Source organism: Rhizobium chutanense (assembly GCF_002531935.1).
GTDB classification, from domain to species: Bacteria; Pseudomonadota; Alphaproteobacteria; order Rhizobiales; family Rhizobiaceae; genus Rhizobium; species Rhizobium chutanense.
On record NZ_NWSV01000008.1, the window covers coordinates 19888 to 36215 of the forward strand.

General features: G+C 63.0%; 13 protein-coding genes. 8 read left to right on the top strand and 5 right to left on the bottom strand.

The window, feature by feature from the left end; genetic code table 11:
- Positions 1–67: 67 nt before the first annotated feature.
- Entirely contained in the window at positions 68–448 is a 381-nt protein-coding gene (locus CO666_RS14680) for a YybH family protein (protein ID WP_210202061.1), read from the bottom strand.
- A 113-nt stretch (positions 449–561) separates the two neighbouring features.
- Between CO666_RS14680 and CO666_RS14685 the strand changes: the two genes are divergently transcribed.
- Positions 562–927, top strand: coding sequence for a winged helix-turn-helix transcriptional regulator (locus CO666_RS14685; RefSeq protein WP_097612836.1), 366 nt, complete (start codon positions 562–564; stop codon positions 925–927).
- 174 nt (positions 928–1101) lie between these two features.
- Here the strand turns inward: CO666_RS14685 and alaS are convergent, their stop codons facing one another.
- The gene (gene alaS, locus CO666_RS14690; protein WP_097612837.1) at positions 1102–3756 is read right to left on the bottom strand and encodes an alanine--tRNA ligase; all 2655 of its coding nucleotides are present in this window, start codon (positions 3754–3756) and stop codon (positions 1102–1104) included.
- A gap of 153 nt (positions 3757–3909) precedes the next feature.
- Entirely contained in the window at positions 3910–4998 is a 1089-nt protein-coding gene (recA, locus tag CO666_RS14695) for a recombinase RecA (protein WP_097612838.1), read from the bottom strand.
- A gap of 228 nt (positions 4999–5226) precedes the next feature.
- Here recA and CO666_RS14700 point away from each other — a divergent pair, with 228 nt between their 5' ends.
- Positions 5227–6171: a carbohydrate kinase family protein gene (locus tag CO666_RS14700; RefSeq protein WP_097612839.1), complete on the top strand. Its 945-nt coding sequence runs from the start codon at positions 5227–5229 to the stop codon at positions 6169–6171.
- An 82-nt stretch (positions 6172–6253) separates the two neighbouring features.
- Positions 6254–7180 (top strand): pseudouridine-5'-phosphate glycosidase, encoded by a 927-nt coding sequence (locus CO666_RS14705; protein ID WP_097612840.1) that lies wholly within the window; start codon positions 6254–6256, stop codon positions 7178–7180.
- Positions 7181–7251: 71 nt separating this feature from the next.
- Here CO666_RS14705 and cckA read toward each other — a convergent pair whose 3' ends face one another.
- Positions 7252–9855, bottom strand: a complete 2604-nt coding sequence (gene cckA / locus CO666_RS14710; protein WP_097612841.1) for a cell cycle histidine kinase CckA — start codon at positions 9853–9855, stop codon at positions 7252–7254.
- Positions 9856–10163: 308 nt separating this feature from the next.
- On the opposite strand from cckA, the gene CO666_RS14715 reads away from it, so the two are divergent.
- Both CO666_RS14715 and CO666_RS14720 read left to right on the top strand, forming a co-directional pair.
- Positions 10164–11240 carry a flagellar biosynthetic protein FliO gene (locus tag CO666_RS14715; protein ID WP_179869687.1) on the top strand — a complete coding sequence of 359 codons (1077 nt, stop codon included), beginning with the start codon at positions 10164–10166 and terminating at the stop codon, positions 11238–11240.
- Positions 11241–11646: 406 nt separating this feature from the next.
- On the top strand, positions 11647–12282 hold the full coding sequence (locus tag CO666_RS14720) for a DUF1062 domain-containing protein (protein ID WP_097612843.1): 636 nt from the start codon (positions 11647–11649) through the stop codon (positions 12280–12282).
- Between the two features lie 106 nt (positions 12283–12388).
- Here CO666_RS14720 and dksA read toward each other — a convergent pair whose 3' ends face one another.
- A complete protein-coding gene (gene dksA / locus CO666_RS14725; RefSeq protein WP_003569003.1) occupies positions 12389–12808 on the bottom strand; it encodes an RNA polymerase-binding protein DksA in 420 nt (139 codons plus the stop codon).
- A 276-nt stretch (positions 12809–13084) separates the two neighbouring features.
- On the opposite strand from dksA, the gene CO666_RS14730 reads away from it, so the two are divergent.
- The 3 genes from CO666_RS14730 to CO666_RS14740 all read left to right on the top strand — a co-directional run bounded on the left by CO666_RS14730 (position 13085) and on the right by CO666_RS14740 (position 16208).
- Complete coding sequence (locus CO666_RS14730) at positions 13085–13579, top strand: SixA phosphatase family protein (RefSeq protein ID WP_097612844.1); 495 nt, start codon at positions 13085–13087, stop codon at positions 13577–13579.
- A 77-nt stretch (positions 13580–13656) separates the two neighbouring features.
- Positions 13657–15132 carry a YcjX family GTP-binding protein gene (locus CO666_RS14735; protein WP_097612845.1) on the top strand — a complete coding sequence of 492 codons (1476 nt, stop codon included), beginning with the start codon at positions 13657–13659 and terminating at the stop codon, positions 15130–15132.
- Complete coding sequence (locus CO666_RS14740; RefSeq protein ID WP_097612846.1) at positions 15129–16208, top strand: YcjF family protein; 1080 nt, start codon at positions 15129–15131, stop codon at positions 16206–16208. Before CO666_RS14735 ends, CO666_RS14740 begins: the two co-directional genes overlap by 4 nt.
- Positions 16209–16328: the final 120 nt, after the last annotated feature.

Sequence of the window (16328 nt, forward strand, 5' to 3'; positions counted from 1 at the left end):
CCGAGATTTACCAACACAAGAGGCGGGTGCCGCGGCAACCGCCTCGATCGCCTCACCGGCCTTCTTCCTATTGCTCTCTACCGGTAAACGACCAATGGGTCTGTACAATCCGCCATCTCGCGTCTTCCCGGCGATAAACCTCGGTGCAGTTCCAGCGCATCTCTGCGCCTTCGCTGCCGCTATAGGAGACGAAACGAAAGGTCAGCACGGCAGCGTTTCCGATTTCGGTAACGCGCGGCGCTATCATTTCGTAGCGGGGAGCAAAGATCTTGCCGCGGATCCCCTCGTAATAGGCTGTGAGTTTGTCCAGCCCATCCAATCTTTCGGATAGAAAAGGGTCGAAATATGCAACGTCAGGCGCCGATAATTCCAGAAAACCTGATGGGTCACCGTTACACCAGCGTGCAAGCGCGGCCTTCTCCAAGTCGATAACGGTATGATGGTTCACGTTCAGGCTCCTTTTCAAAGTGGGAGCCAGCCTATGACGCAGATCGAAAAATTACGCCAGTACGCACAAATAAAGCCTATACTGTCTTATTTGATAGTAAGGAGACATGAGGGATGCGCAAGCAGCGCCATACGTTTTATGGGAATTGTCCGGTAGAGGCCGCCCTCGACATCATCGGCGGCAAGTGGAAAGCGATATTGCTGTTCCACATCCTCGACGGCACCAAACGTTTCAATGAACTCGGCAGGCTGCTTCCAGGACTGACGCCGCGCATGCTGACCACGCAGTTGCGAGAGTTGGAAGCGGACGGCGTGATCACCCGGACAATCTATCCGCAAGTGCCGCCCAAGGTGGAATATTCGATCACGCCGTTCGGCCGAACTCTGCAACCATTGTTACAGGAGCTTGCCGCCTGGTCGGAAACACATGTGAAGCCGCGACTGGAACATACGTCATCGGCCGGCTCCCCTGAATCGTAGCGCACGGCAGGAGATGCCGCCTGAATGCGCGTCAAGGGCTATCAAGTGAGGATCCGCACTGACATCGGGAATGGATCGATGTGTGGCGAGGATAAGTGAGCAGCGAACAATATTGGACGACAAACAAAGGGCGGGAATATGTCCCGCCCTTTACAATCAATCGATTTCCGGAGTTCAGCCTCCGAGCGCCACGGCAACTGCCTCGATCGCTTCGTCCGCCTTCGATCCATCTGGACCGCCGGCTTGGGCCATGTCGGCACGGCCGCCGCCACCCTTGCCACCGAGCGCGGCAGACGCGACACGCACCAGATCGACAGCGCTGAAACGATCGACGAGATCCGGCGTCACCGCAACGACAGCACTTGCCTTACCATCCTCGGAAACGCCGATCAGCGTCACGATGCCGGAGCCGATGCTGGACTTGCCGTCGTCGGCAAGTCCCTTGAGGTCCTTCGGATCGACGCCGGTCACGGCCTTGCCGAGGAACTTGACGCCGGCAACTTCGCGCACGGCATCGGCAGAACCGCCCTGCCCGCCACCCATGGCGAGCTTGCGCTTGGCGTCGGCCAGTTCCTTTTCGAGCTTGCGGCGCTCGTCCATCAGCGCCTCGACGCGCGACAGAACTTCGGATGGCTGCACTTTCAGCGAGGCGGCGAGCGTCTTTACGCGCTCGTCCTGCTCGGCAAGATATTCGCGCGCCGATTCACCGGTGACCGCTTCGATACGGCGAACGCCGGCGCCGACGGCGCTTTCGCCGAGGATGCGCACGAGGCCGATCTGACCGGTGGCCGATACATGCGTGCCGCCGCAAAGCTCGACCGAGTAAGGCTTGTTGCTCTTTGCGCCATGAAGGCCTGTGCCCATGGAGACGACACGCACCTCATCGCCGTACTTCTCGCCGAATAGCGCCATGGCGCCTTCGGCGATGGCGTCGTCGACGCTCATCAGGCGGGTCGTGACAGGCGCGTTCTGCAGCACGATCTCGTTGGCCATCTCTTCGACCACCTTGAGTTCTTCGGCCGACATCGGCTTCGGATGCGACACGTCGAAGCGCAGGCGCTCGGGCGCGACCAGCGAACCCTTCTGGGCAACATGGGTGCCGAGTACCTCGCGCATTGCCTCATGCAGCAGATGGGTTGCCGAATGGTTGGCGCGCAGGCGCGAACGGCGGGCATGATCGACCGTCAACACAACAGCGTCCCCGGCCTTGAACACGCCTTCGACCACGGTTCCGGAATGCACGAAGAGGCCTTCGCCCTTCTTCTGCGTATCTGATATCTCGATCTTGCCATGGTCGGAGGAGATCACGCCGGTATCGCCCATCTGGCCGCCGGATTCGCCATAGAACGGCGTCTGATTGACGACGATCTGTACTTTCTCGCCGGCCTTGGTCTCGGTCGCAACCGCACCGTCCTTGACGATCGCCTGAACAACGCCTTCGGCTGCTTCCGTGTCGTAACCGAGGAATTCGGTGGCGCCGTGCTTGTCCTTGAGTTCGAACCAGACGGTTTCCGTTGCCTTCTCGCCGGAGCCGGCCCAATGCGAACGGGCTTCAGCCTTCTGGCGCTGCATCGCATCGGTAAAGCCTGATATATCGACGCCGATTTCACGAGCGCGCAACGCATCCTGCGTCAGATCGAGCGGGAAGCCGTAGGTGTCGTAGAGCTTGAAGGCCGTCTCGCCATCAAGCATGTCGCCCTTGGAAAGGTCGGCGGTCGCGTCGGATAGAAGCGACAGGCCACGTTCAAGCGTCTTGCGGAAGCGGTTTTCCTCGAGCTTCAGCGTCTCGGAGATCAGCGCTTCGGCGCGCACAAGCTCCGGATAGGCCCGGCCCATCTGCTGCACCAGTGTCGGCAGCAACTTGTAGATCAGCGGCTCCTTGGCGCCGAGAAGCTGGGCATGGCGCATGGCGCGGCGCATGATACGGCGCAGCACGTAGCCACGGCCTTCATTCGACGGCAGCACGCCGTCGGCGATCAGGAAGGCGGAGGAGCGCAGGTGATCGGCGATGACGCGATGGCTGGCACTGCCGGCGGCCTTGACGCCGACGGCGTCCTCGATCGCGCCGGTCAGCGTGCGGAACAGGTCGGTATCGAAAACGCTCTGGACGCCCTGGAGAATGCAGGCCATGCGCTCCAGGCCCATGCCGGTGTCGATCGACGGGCGCGGCAGCGGGTTGCGCACGCCAGGTGCGGTCTGCTCGAACTGCATGAAAACGAGGTTCCAGAATTCCAGGAACCGGTCGCCATCTTCCTCAGGCGAGCCGGGAGGGCCGCCCCAGACATTCTCGCCCTGGTCGATGAAGATTTCAGAACAGGGGCCGCAGGGCCCGGTATCGCCCATCTGCCAGAAATTGTCGGAGGTCGGGATGCGGATGATCTTGTCGTCGGAGAAACCGGCGATCTTCTTCCACAGCGCCGCGGCTTCCTCGTCTTCGGAATAGACCGTCACCAGCAGGCGATGTTTCGGCAGATCGAAACCTTCGGTGACAAGCTTCCAGGCAAGTTCGATCGCATTCTCCTTGAAATAGTCGCCAAAGGAGAAGTTGCCGAGCATCTCGAAGAAGGTCAGGTGACGTGCGGTATAGCCGACATTGTCGAGGTCGTTATGCTTGCCGCCGGCGCGCACGCATTTCTGCGAGGTCGTCGCCGTGGAATAGGGACGTTTCTCAAGACCGGTAAAGACGTTCTTGAACTGCACCATGCCGGCATTGGTGAACATCAGCGTCGGGTCGTTGCGCGGCACCAGCGGGCTCGACGGAACGATTTCATGGCCGTTCTTCTTGAAATAGTCGAGGAAGGTCGACCGGATATCGTTCACGCCGCTCATTCTATGCCCTTCAATGCTGCCGGAAGCAGATAATACAAATCCATCGGCTTTTAACGTTCGCCTCAGCCACTGTCCAGCCGACAAACAAAACCGGCCGCATTCTCATCAGGAATGCGGCCGGCCGAAATTGTCCAATGCGTTCACGCGCGAAAATTACATGTCCGCCGCGTCATCGCCGTCGTTGGCATCCGGTCCGCCGTTCTGCAGGAAGCGGTCGGCGATCAGGCCGGCATTCTGGCGCAGCGACAGTTCGATCTCGCGGGCGAGATCCGGATTGTCGCGCAGGAAGGTCTTGGCGTTTTCGCGGCCCTGGCCGAGACGCTGGCTGTTATAGGAGAACCAGGCGCCGGACTTTTCGACGATGCCGGCCTTGACGCCGAGATCGACGAGTTCGCCGGTCTTCGATACGCCCTCGCCATACATGATGTCGAACTCGACCTGCTTGAAGGGAGGCGCCATCTTGTTCTTGACGACCTTGACGCGGGTCTGGTTGCCGATCACCTCTTCGCGCTCCTTGACCGCGCCGATGCGGCGGATATCGAGACGCACGGAAGCGTAGAATTTCAGCGCATTACCACCCGTCGTTGTCTCAGGCGAACCGAACATGACGCCGATCTTCATGCGGATCTGGTTGATGAAGATCACCATGCAGTTCGACTTGGAGATCGAGGCGGTCAGCTTGCGCAGCGCCTGGCTCATCAGGCGCGCCTGCAGACCGGGAAGGCTGTCGCCCATCTCGCCTTCGATTTCGGCACGCGGCGTCAGTGCTGCGACCGAGTCGACGACCAGAACGTCGACGGCGCCGGAGCGCACCAGCGTGTCGGTGATTTCGAGCGCCTGTTCGCCGGTATCGGGTTGCGAGATCAGAAGGTTCTGCAGATCGACGCCAAGCTTGCGGGCATAGACCGGATCAAGCGCGTGTTCGGCGTCGACGAAGGCGCAGATGCCGCCCTTCTTCTGCGCTTCCGCGATGGTCTGCAGCGCGAGCGTCGTCTTGCCGGAGCTTTCCGGCCCGTAAATTTCGATGATACGACCCTTCGGCAGACCGCCGATACCCAGCGCAATATCGAGGCCAAGCGAGCCCGTCGAAACCGTCTCGATCTCGACAACATTCTCGTTGGAGCCGAGTTTCATGATCGAGCCCTTGCCGAACGACCGCTCTATCTGTGAGAGTGCCGCTTCAAGCGCTTTGCTTTTGTCCACCGATTTGTCCTCTACCAGCCGCAATGAATTCTGAGACATCCGATCCACCTTTAGGTTATTGAAGCCGCCCAAGCAATGTCGAGTTTGTACCCTATTTGTTCTATTCCCGCAATAGGCGATCAAACGATTGAAAGAAAAAGGTAAAACAGCCCGTGTTCTATATTTGTTTTATCGATGCAAAGCAACGGCTTAGCCCATGCGCGCCGGCCTTGCCGCGAAAGGAGGCACCGCCTCGATTCGCGCGTCGGGCATCGGAGGCCGGTTGAAATGAACAAAAAGATTCTTGTTCTCGGCGGCGCCCATATCGACCGGCGCGGCCGCATCTCGGGCGATACGGCGCCGGGCGCCAGCAATCCCGGCACCTGGTTCGAGGAGCCGGGCGGCGGCGGTTTCAATGCGGCGCGCAACCTTGCAAGGCTCGGTTTCCAGGTGACGATGATTTCGCCGCGCGGCGGCGATCCGATCGGTGAGATGGTCGGCGAAGCCGCCGATGCCGCCGGCATCGACGACCGGCCTTTCGTCTTCCTCGATCGCAAGACGCCGAGCTATACGGCGATCATCGAAAAGGACGGCAATCTGGTGATCGCCCTTGCCGACATGGATCTCTACCGCTTCTTCGTGCCGCGGCGTCTGTCGATCCGCTGGGTGCGGGAGGCCTTCGCCGCCCGTGATCTGATTCTTTTCGATGCCAATCTGCCGGAAGAGACAATCGCAGCAATTGTCGCAAAGGCGCGTTCCCTGGCCAAGCCCGTCGCGGCGATCGCCATCTCGCCGGCCAAGGTCGTCAGGCTAAGGCCCTGCATCGGCGACATCGACTATCTCTTCCTGAACGAGGCAGAAGCCAGAGCTCTGACCGGGCAGCAGCCGGAGAATGCCGACGGCTGGCCGCCGCTCCTGAACGAGATCGGCATCCGGAACGCTGTCGTCACCCGCGGCCGCCGCGAACTCATCGCGTTGAGCGAGGGCCGCGCCGTGACGCTGCAGCCTCCCATCGCCGACACGGTCGCCGATGTCACGGGCGCCGGCGATTCTCTTGCCGCCGGCACGCTTGCCGCCGTGATATCGGGCCTGCCGCTCGCGGAAGCCGTCCGCCACGGCACGGCAGCCGCGGCGCTGACGGTGCAGTCGCGGCACGCCGTCAACGAAAATCTGACGCCGGATCTCTTGAACGAGGCGCTTGCCCTTGTTCCCGCGGTCAGAATTCTGCATTGAAGCGACGAGTTAGAGTTGAGCATGATGCCGAAAACCGCTCACGCTTTTCGGCATCATGCTCTGACGATCACAGGACAAGACCATGACCAAGCCCATCTCCCCTCTTCTGCCGATCGCCTATTCCAAGGAGGTCGCGAGCGCCAAGCAGCGCGGTGCCCCGATCGTGGCGCTGGAATCGACGATCATCACCCATGGCATGCCCTATCCCGGCAATATCGAGATGGCCCGCAGCGTCGAGGCGATCATTCGCGAACAGGGGGCGGTGCCGGCAACGATCGCCGTCATCCACGGCACCTTGCATGTCGGCCTTGAATCCGCGGAACTGGAGCAGCTCGCCAAGGCGACCGACGTGATGAAGGTGTCGCGCGCCGACCTCGCCTTCGCGATCGCCGAACGCCGCACCGGCGCCACCACGGTCGCGGCAACGATGATTGCAGCCGCCCGCGCCGGCATCCGCGTCTTTGCCACAGGCGGCATCGGCGGCGTGCATCGCGGCGCCGAGGAAAGCTTCGATATATCGGCCGATCTCGAGGAGCTCGCCCGCACCGGCGTCATCGTCGTCTGCGCCGGCGCCAAGGCGATCCTCGATATTCCGAAGACGCTGGAGGTGCTGGAAACCCGCGGCGTTCCCGTCGTCACCTATGAGAGCGAGGAATTCCCTGCCTTCTGGTCGCGCTCGTCGGGCATCGCAAGCCCGCTGTCGCTGAACAGCCCGGCCGCCATCGCCAATTTCCAGACCGTGCGCGAACAGCTCGGCATCGAAGGCGGCATGCTCGTCGCCAACCCGGTGCCCGAGGCTGATGAGATTCCGAGCGAGGAGATGGAAATCTATATCGAGCGGGCGCTGGACAGCGCCGAGCGCGACGAAATCACCGGCAAGGCGGTCACGCCCTACCTGCTCTCGACCATCTTCGATTTGACGGACGGCCAGAGCCTGAAGACCAATATTGCGTTGGTGGAGAATAATGCGCGGCTGGCGGCTGAGATTGCGGTTGCGTTGGGCGAATGAGGGCTGATGAGCCGGCCGGTATCACCTTTACAGATAGGCGGTGCCGTGCCGGCCCCCTCTGACGCACACTTTCACCCTTCCAGCGTCTCTTTCACCACCACAGCCAGCTGCTTCAGCGAAAACGGCTTCGGCAAAAACCCGAATTTCGACTCAGGCGGCAGGTTGCGGGCGAAGGCGTCCTCGGCATAGCCGGAGACGAAGATGAATTTCATGTCGGGATAGTTCTTGCGCAGCTCGCGCAGCAGCGTCGGGCCATCCATCTCCGGCATCACCACGTCGGAAACGACGATGTCGACCTTGCCGTCGAGTTCTTCCATGATGCTGAGCGCCTCGACGCCCGAGCCGGCCTCGTGCACGGTGTAGCCGCGCGTTTCCAGCATGCGCTTGCCGCCGCGGCGCACGGCCTCCTCGTCCTCGACGAGAAGGATGACGGCCGATCCGGTCAGATCCTCCGGCTGCTGCGGCGATGCGGGCGGCGGCGGCACCTCGGCCCCGGCGATGGCGCCGTCGATCGAACCCGCTTCTGCGGCCACCGCCGGCTCCGGAATGTGGCGCGGTAGGAAGACGCGGAAGGTCGTGCCTTTGCCGACTTCGGATTCCGGCTGGATGTAGCCGCCCGATTGCTTGACGATGCCATAGACCATGGCGAGGCCGAGCCCGGTGCCCTTGCCGACATCCTTGGTGGTGAAGAAGGGCTCGAAGATCTTGTCCATGATCTCGGGCGCAATCCCCGTGCCGTTATCGGCAACCTCGACCAGCACCATGTCTTCGGCCGGCATGTAGGAATAGTTGAAGGCAGAGACTTCGGCGGCGGTCAGGTTTTTGGTGCGCAGCGTCAGCGTGCCGCCCTCCGGCATCGCGTCGCGCGCATTGACGCAGAGATTGATCAGCACCTGTTCGAATTGCGAGAGGTCTGTTTTGACGGGCCAGAGGTCGCGGCCATATTGCACGTCGAGCTTGACGTTGGTGCCGGAGAGCAGCCGGTCGACCAGCATGCGCAGGTCGCCGACGACGTCGGTGAGGTTCAGCACCGAGGGCCGCATCGTCTGCTTGCGCGAGAAGGCCAGCAGCTGGCGCACCAGCACGGCGGCGCGGTTGGCGTTGCGCTTGATCTCCATCAGGTCGGCGAAGCTGGCGTCGGCCGGCCGAGCCTGTAGCAGCAGATGATCGGAGGACAGCAGGATCGCCGTCAGCACGTTGTTGAAGTCATGCGCGATGCCGCCGGCCAGCGTTCCCACCGCATTCATCTTCTGCGTCTGCGCCATCTGCGCTTCCAGGGCCTTTTGCTCGGTTATCTCGACGGCATAGACGATCGCGGCCTCCTCGGGCGCCTCGTCGCTCTGGTCGATGACCGCGTTGACATAGAAGCGGAAATAGCGCGCCTCGTCGGTCGGCGTGCGGGTGTCGAGGGGCGCGATGTCGCCCTGCCGGTCTTTCGCCGCCGCGAGCGCCTCGGCCAGCTGCGGCCGGTCGCTCTCCTGCACGATGGTTTCGAGATGCGGCGCCTTTTCCAGGTCGTCGCGCGAGACGACGCCGGAAAACAGCTTCAGGAACGGTGCATTGGTCCGCAGAATCCGCCCGTCGCCGTCGACCGAAGCAATCGCCATCGGCGTGTTGTTGAAGAAGCGGGTGAAGCGCATGGCGGCCGCCGAAGCCGACTGACTGCTCTCGCTGTTCTTTTCGCGCGCCAGCACGATCGTGCGGCTTTCGCCGGGTGCGCCGTCACGCATCGAGGTGACGCTGTGGATGATCTGCACCGGCAAGCTCTGGCCGTTGGTCTTGCGCAGATCGAGATCGAGCGTCACGGTTTTTTTCAGGCCCGGTTCGGCCTGCACCGACTGGATCAGCGCCAGCCCCTCGCCGGCCACGACGTCGCCGATCGTCATCGAGCCCGGCACGAACTTGGTGAGGTCGAGACCCAGCCACTCGGCAAGCGTCGCATTGAGATAGAAAATCTCGCCCTTCCTGCCGGCGGAAAAGAAGCCGGCCGGCGCATGGTCGAGATAATCGATCGCGTTCTGCAGTTCCTTGAAGAACCGCTCCTGGTCGTCGCGCTCGGTGGTGATGTCGGTGATCTGCCAGATCTGCAGCGGCTTGCCGCCGCCCTCCTCCGGCTGCAGCAGCCGCGCCTTCAGCCGGTACCAATGCGCGCCGGAGCTGTTGCTGCCCGGCCCGACGGCGCGCAGCAGGCGGAATTCCTCTCGGCCTTCCCTACCCTCGCGCAGGCCGTTGACCAGCCTGTAGAGCGCCTCGTTCGATTCGCGGTGACGCGACAGCAGCGTCTCCAGCGTCTGCACCTCGGTCGCCTTGCGCGCCCCCGTCAGGGCGCCATAGGCGGCATTGGCATAGATGATCCGGCCTTTTTCGTCGGTGATCAAGGTCCCGTCCGGGTGGCTGTTGAGGAAGGCGCGCGCCAGGCTGTCGGACTGACGCTGCGGCATCACCTCGATGAAGCCGATGACCGAGGAGACCAGAAAGAAGATGCCGACCATGGCGAGCACGCCGAGGCCGCCGAGCACGATCTCGTTGTCGAGCGACTTTTTGAAGAAGACGAAGCCGCCCGCGGCGGCGATCAGCACGAGCGCCAGCAGAAGAATGCGCAAAACCGTGCCAGAACGCCCCCCACGATCCACAAGCGGTGCGTTATAGTCGTCGGCCTGACGCGGTTTCGTCATGTATTCCTCACATAAGCCCCTCCCGCTTCCTAGCACGAACACGAAGCGGGAATCAGGCACTCCTTCCTTCTTAGCAATTTGCCGCGCCGGCAAAAACACCGGCGGCCGGCAAGACTGCTTGAATTCACAGGCAACAGCGCCATCTGCCCCTGAAGCCCCAAAGGGCTGCCCGTGAGCAAGATCGCCGGCGGCCCAAGCAGCCGAACACGAAATCGCGTTCGCGCGGGGACTGGACAGCACCGGCGGCCCTTGCCTAAGGAACGGAAAAGTCGTCAATATGTGCCGAATGTGAAATGGAGTGAGTGACTATGTTGGATGATGTCGTCGGAGCTTATGGCAGCCGTTTCCTGCTTGCCGCCGGTGGCGTCGGTCTGGCGCTTCTCCTGCTCATCCTCGTGCTCTGGGTCATCCGCCGCCGGGCGCCGTCGCCCTTCGTGCGCGGCGGCCGCAACCGCCAGCCCCGTCTGCAGGTATTGGATGCCGCAGCCGTCGACGCCCGTCGCCGGCTGGTGCTGGTGCGCCGCGATGACGTCGAACACTTGATCATGATCGGCGGCCCGAGCGATATCGTCATCGAAAGCCGCATCCTGCCCGAAGCGGCCGAACGGCCGGAAAGCGCCAGCCGCCTGCAACCGGTCGAGCAGCGCCCGATATCCCCAGCGCGGCCGGAAACGCCGGCGGTTTCTCCGCCCCCAGTCGCAGTCCCCGTCGTCGCCCCAGTCGCAGCCCGAATCGAGCCGGCCTCCGAGCCTTCCTTCTCCGCGCCGGCTTCGCCGGAGCCACGCCCGCGTCCAGAATCCCCGCGCCCGGAACCGTTGGCTCAACCGCCTGCCCCGCCGGCTGTCGCACCGCCGGTGGCCACGAGCCCTCTTCCGGCAACCCCCGTGACGGCCCCGCTCTCGGCCGAACGCGACATGCCTCTGCCCGCCGCCCCACGCCCGCCGGAGCGTCCCGTCGCGCCTCCAGCCGCGCAGCCTGCACCGTTCCCCGATACCGCAAGCGCGGCCGAGATTCTCGACGCCGCCCGCCAGCGCGTGCTTCCGCAGCAGCGCATCGAACCCGAGGTCTCCACCCCGCCCGTCCAGTACATGCCGACAGCCGCGCGCGCCGCACCCGGTACGGCCGAGGATGATGCGGCCGCGCAGTCGCCAGCGGCGATCCGCCATGATTTCCAGCGGGTGCTGGAAGAAGAGATGTCGAACAATCTGACCGCCGAGCGTATCGTGCCGGCGCCGGCAAGCCAGGCGCCCCGCCAAGCCGTACCGCAGCCGGGCAACCTGCCGCGCCGCGATCCCGAGCTTGCCCCGATCACCGGTGCCGATACGGAGCTGCAGAAGGAAGTTGCCCGCATCTTCGGCGAAATGAGCGTCAATCGCGACAAATGAAGGTAACAACGCCCGCCCAAGTATCGGATTGCGCAGGCCTCCATCGACAAGTTGCATAAAAGCCGCAATGCCGCAGCCTTTCGTTGCCGAAGGGCCTGGGGGCTACCTTTGCCGCCGATGATTTGCTATCCCTAGGGTTGAAGAGCTTGGCGCATTCGAGGTCACACTTTGCCTAAGTAAATACCGGTCTCAGTCCAGTTTCACCCCTGCCGCATAGCGACACGCTGGCGGCATGCGAACTTGTTCATCGGGTGGTGGCGAGAGACCGGTTTGGCATTGTTACATCGTGCCATGTGCAGCTCCGCTGTCTCAGCTCTTCAGCCGCCCACAACATCGCCACACCGCGCCCGCAGGGGTTTTCTCCCGCACCATCTTGGTGGACTTCCGAACGGAAGACCAAGACGATATGTGCGATACACTTCGGGTCCGATGGACCGTTATTCCCAAGACAGCGCCCCAGCCTTGGATTGCCTGCGGCGGATGCGGTGGCCTGAGAGCTTTCCAATCCAGCGGCAAGATCCGCCTCAACGCCAACGGCCGCAAGCTGGACGCCTGGCTCATCTACAAATGCCTGAACTGCGAAAGGACATGGAACCGGCCGATCCTCGAGCGCCGGAATGTCCGCGACATCGATCCTGCGGTCCTCGAGGCGCTGCAATCCAACGATCCGGACTGGATCCGCGCAGAGACCTTCAACCTCGATGCTCTCCGACACAGATCGCAGCGTGTGGATGAGTTTGCCGAATTTGAAATCGTAAAGGAGATGCAGCGCGACGCGGCAAATTGGACGAGACTGGCAATCGAACTGGCGGTCCCGTTCCCGACAAGCACACGTCTCGACCGCCTGCTGGCGTCCGAGCTGACGGTTTCACGTTCGAGGCTGCAGGCTCTGCACACTGAAGGCATGGTCCGGACGGATCCCGAGCGTGCAGACATCATGCGGCGACGAATCCGGAATGGCACCCTTGTCGTGATCGACCTCTCCACCGAGGCCGAGCGAGAGCGATCGTGGAAACCTCTGGCGACAGGAGATCCGCTGTAATTGCGGAAGCCACCTTCCTCTCCGGCACGCCGGACGATGGCGCAACGAACAAGCGCCGCGATCAGATCGCGGCGATTGTGCTACTCTCATGTCGGCGTGGAAACCGCTATTCGTCGCGATAGACCTTTTCGCGGCGTTCGTGGCGCTCCTGCGCCTCGATCGACAGCGTCGCGATCGGGCGGGCGTCGAGACGCTTGAGGCCGATCGGTTCGCCGGTTTCCTCGCAATAACCGTAGGTGCCGTCTTCGATGCGCTGCAGTGCCGCGTCGATCTTGGAAATCAGCTTTCGCTGCCGATCCCGGGCGCGAAGTTCGATCGCCCGGTCGGTTTCCGACGACGCCCGGTCGGCGAGGTCGGGATGGTTTGCGCTTTCCTCAGCCAGATGGTCGAGGGTCTCGCGCGCTTCTCTAAGGATATCATTTCTCCATGCAACCAGCTTGGTCCTGAAGTAGGCCCGCTGGTTTACGTTCATGAACTCTTCCTCTTCCGAGGGAACGTAATTGCTAAGATCGATCTTCTCACTCAACGCGATTCTCCTGAAGAACATCTCATCTGGCGGGTGTATATCCCAAGCGCTAGTCGCGATTCAAGCCAAATACGACAGGTAAACAGATTTTTAAATCTGTTACAATTTTCGGCTAACGGTCTATTTTGTCATGGTTATTCCGGCCACCCTTTTTGTCTTCGCCTTCAAAACGCCGTGTTGGCGGTGACGTTTTCGGCAATTGCGGCATGGCGGGCGATTGACGGCAGCCAATCGCAACCGCTACTGAAAAGACCCGCCCGATCCTGGATTTTGCCCATGACCGTACCGCTGCCTCCGCCCAACCGCATCTATCTCCTGCGTCACGCCGAGGCCGCCTGGGCCGAACCCGGACAGCGCGATTTCGACCGGCCGCTCAACGAAAAGGGGTATGGCGATGCCGAGATCATCGCCGACAAGGCCGCCGACAAGGGCTACCGTCCCGATCTTCTCATCAGCTCAACGGCATTGCGCTGCCGCGGTACATCAGACGCCGTTCACCGGGCGATGGGCGTTACGCTTGAGGTGCGCTATGTCGACGCCCTCTACAACGCCACGGTCGATACCTATCTCGAGATCGTCGATTCGCAGGATGAGGCGGCCGTCATGCTGGTCGGCCACAATCCGACCATGGAACAGGCGCTGGAGACGCTGATCGGCCATGAGGCGATGGTCAGCGCCCTTCCCGGCGGCTTCCCGACGGCGGGCCTTGCCGTCGTCGACTACCACGCTTCCACCAACGCCTGGCGCTTGACCGACTTCCTGGTCGTCTGAAGTCTTTCGTCCTGCTCTTCTTTTGCAGGCGGCGGACCCTTCCTATATTGCCGGCAGTCACCAACCGGAATTGCGCCTTGCCGCCACGCCTGACATCCCTAGCCGACGACGCCCGCATCGCCTTCGACAATCTCACCGACCGGGCGAGCGGCCTCGTCAATCCGACCGTGCGGCTCGGCGTCACCGGCCTCTCCCGCTCCGGCAAGACGGTCTTCATTTCCTCGCTGGTTCACAATCTGCTGCATGGCGGCCGTCTGCCGCTGTTCGAGCCGGTGCAATCGGGCCGCGTCTCGGCGGTGCGGCTGGAGCCGCAGCCAGATGATGCCGTGCCGCGTTTCCAGTACGAGGATCATATCCGCGCGCTGGTGAAGGACCGTATCTGGCCGGATTCGACCCGCGCCATATCGGAACTGCGAATCACCCTTGATTATCAGAGCGCCAGCGGCTGGAACCGGCTGTTTTCGCCCGGCCGCCTGTCGATCGACATCGTCGATTATCCCGGCGAATGGCTGCTCGACCTGCCTCTTCTCGGCAAGGACTACCGCACCTTCAGCGAGGAAACGATCGCGCTTGCGCAAACCGGCATCCGCTCCGAGCTGTCGCAAGCGTGGCTGGCGTTGACGCGTGCTGCCGATATCCACGCTGGCGCCGACGAGATGGTCGCCCGCGATCTCGCCGGGGCCTTTGCCGATTATCTCAAGGCCTGCAAGGCCGACGAACGCTCGCTCTCCACTTTGCCGCCCGGCCGCCTGCTGCTGCCGGGCGATCTCGACGGATCGCCGGCGCTGACCTTCGCGCCGTTGGCGCTGCCCCCGGACGGGCGTCCCGGCCGCGGCTCGCTCTGGACGATGATGGAGCGGCGTTACGAGGCCTATAAATCGGTCGTCGTCAAACCCTTCTTCCGCGAGCATTTCGCCCGCCTCGACCGCCAGATCGTGCTGGTCGATGCGCTGCAGGCGATGAACCGCGGCCCCGAAGCGGTGCAGGATCTGGAGCGGGCGTTGACCGATGTGCTCGCCTGTTTCCGCCCCGGCACCAATTCGCTGCTCTCCTCGCTGCTCGGGCGCCGCATCGACCGCGTGCTGGTCGCCGCCACCAAGGCCGATCATCTCCACCATGAAAGCCACGACCGGCTCGACGCCTTGACCCGCCGCCTGGTGGATCGCGCCATCGACCGCATCGGCATGGCCGGTGCCGGCATCGACGTCATGGCGCTCGCCTCCGTGCGCGCCACCCGCGAGGCAACCGTCAAGCGCGACGGCCACGAGCTGCCTGTCATCGTCGGCACGCCGATGGAGGGCGAAACCATCGGGGCCGAGCGCTTCGACGGCCTGAGAAAAACCGCGATCTTCCCCGGCGACCTGCCGGAGGATCCGGAAAGCCTGTTCGACCGCATCGCCTCGGGCGAGACCAGCCTGCCGCTGCCCGACGTCAACGTCGTCAGGTTCCGCCCACCGCAGCTTGAGGAAACCGGCGGCGGCATCAAGCTGTCGGTGCCGCATATCCGCCTCGACCGCGCCATGCAGTTCCTGTTCGGAGACCGTCTCGCATGAGCAAGCCCCCATCCGATCCGCCGCGCCGCCCGCCTGCCGCCTTCGCCTATGAGGATGAGGCCACCGAGCGGCGCGACAATGGCCGCCAGGCAGGTGAGCGGCGCAAGCCGGAAAGCTTCTCTGAAAATGTCGTCGTGACGGCGGACGAGGACGATCCCTTCCTCAATCCCGACAGGGATCTGAGCGCGGTCCCTGTTGCAGAGCCACGCAAGCACCGGACCTCTTTCGGCAAGATCGCTGCCGGCGCCTTCGGCATCCTGGTGTCTCTCGCCGTTGGGCTTTGGACCGATAGCCTGATCCGCGATCTCTTCACCCGCGCCGACTGGCTGGGTTATGTCGCCCTTGCCGTGCTCGCCGTCGGTATTCTCGCCGTGTTCGCCCTCGTCATCCGCGAAACTGCGGGCATGATGCGCCTTGCCGCCGTCCAGGCGATCAAGGCCGAAGCGGAAGCGGCGATAGTCGAAACCCGGCCGGGCAAGGCGCGCGCCGTCGTCACCCGCCTTACCACGCTGCTTTCCGCCAATCCCGAGACATCGAAGGGCCGTGCGACGCTGAAGGCGACCGAGGGCGAGGTCATCGACCCCCCGCATCTGATTGCGCTCGCCGAGCGTGAATTGCTCGCTCCGCTCGACCGCAAGGCGCGCGCGCTCATCGTCAATGCCTCGAAGCGCGTCTCGATCGTCACCGCCGTCAGCCCGCGCGCCGTCGTCGACCTGCTCTACGTGCTTTACGAGGCCGTGCGCCTGATCCGCGCCATGGCCGAACTTTACGGCGGCCGCCCCGGCACGCTCGGCATGTTCCGCCTGCTACGTGATGTGCTCGCGCATCTTGCCGTCACCGGCTCGATCGCCGTCGGCGACAGCCTCGTCCAGCAGGTGCTCGGCCACGGGCTGGCCTCCAAGCTCTCGGCCCGGCTTGGCGAAGGTGTCGTCAACGGCCTGATGACCGCCCGCATTGGAATCGCGGCGATGGATCTCTGCCGCCCGCTCGCCTTCCGCACCCTGAAGCGGCCGGGAATCGGTGATTTCATCGGCGACCTCACGCCCTCCATGTCACCGCGCAGCAACACTCCCTGATCGACGACGCAATTCCGCAGCTTTCACCTTCCCTTGCGTAAGGTCGAAATAATTACCAAAGATTCAATGGCATAGCGACGATAATTTGAAATTTCCGCCGCGCGAAAACCCCGGATCGCC

Coding starts and splice junctions, on each gene's coding strand:
- CO666_RS14685 (WP_097612836.1), top strand. CDS start 562: ATGCGCAAGCAGCGCCATACGTTTTATGGGAATTGTCCGGTAGAGGCC.
- CO666_RS14740 (WP_097612846.1), top strand. CDS start 15,129: ATGAGCAAGCCCCCATCCGATCCGCCGCGCCGCCCGCCTGCCGCCTTC.
- CO666_RS14720 (WP_097612843.1), top strand. CDS start 11,647: ATGTGCGATACACTTCGGGTCCGATGGACCGTTATTCCCAAGACAGCG.
- alaS (WP_097612837.1), bottom strand. CDS start 3,756: ATGAGCGGCGTGAACGATATCCGGTCGACCTTCCTCGACTATTTCAAG.
- recA (WP_097612838.1), bottom strand. CDS start 4,998: ATGTCTCAGAATTCATTGCGGCTGGTAGAGGACAAATCGGTGGACAAA.
- CO666_RS14715 (WP_179869687.1), top strand. CDS start 10,164: ATGTTGGATGATGTCGTCGGAGCTTATGGCAGCCGTTTCCTGCTTGCC.
- cckA (WP_097612841.1), bottom strand. CDS start 9,855: ATGACGAAACCGCGTCAGGCCGACGACTATAACGCACCGCTTGTGGAT.
- CO666_RS14700 (WP_097612839.1), top strand. CDS start 5,227: ATGAACAAAAAGATTCTTGTTCTCGGCGGCGCCCATATCGACCGGCGC.
- CO666_RS14730 (WP_097612844.1), top strand. CDS start 13,085: ATGACCGTACCGCTGCCTCCGCCCAACCGCATCTATCTCCTGCGTCAC.
- CO666_RS14705 (WP_097612840.1), top strand. CDS start 6,254: ATGACCAAGCCCATCTCCCCTCTTCTGCCGATCGCCTATTCCAAGGAG.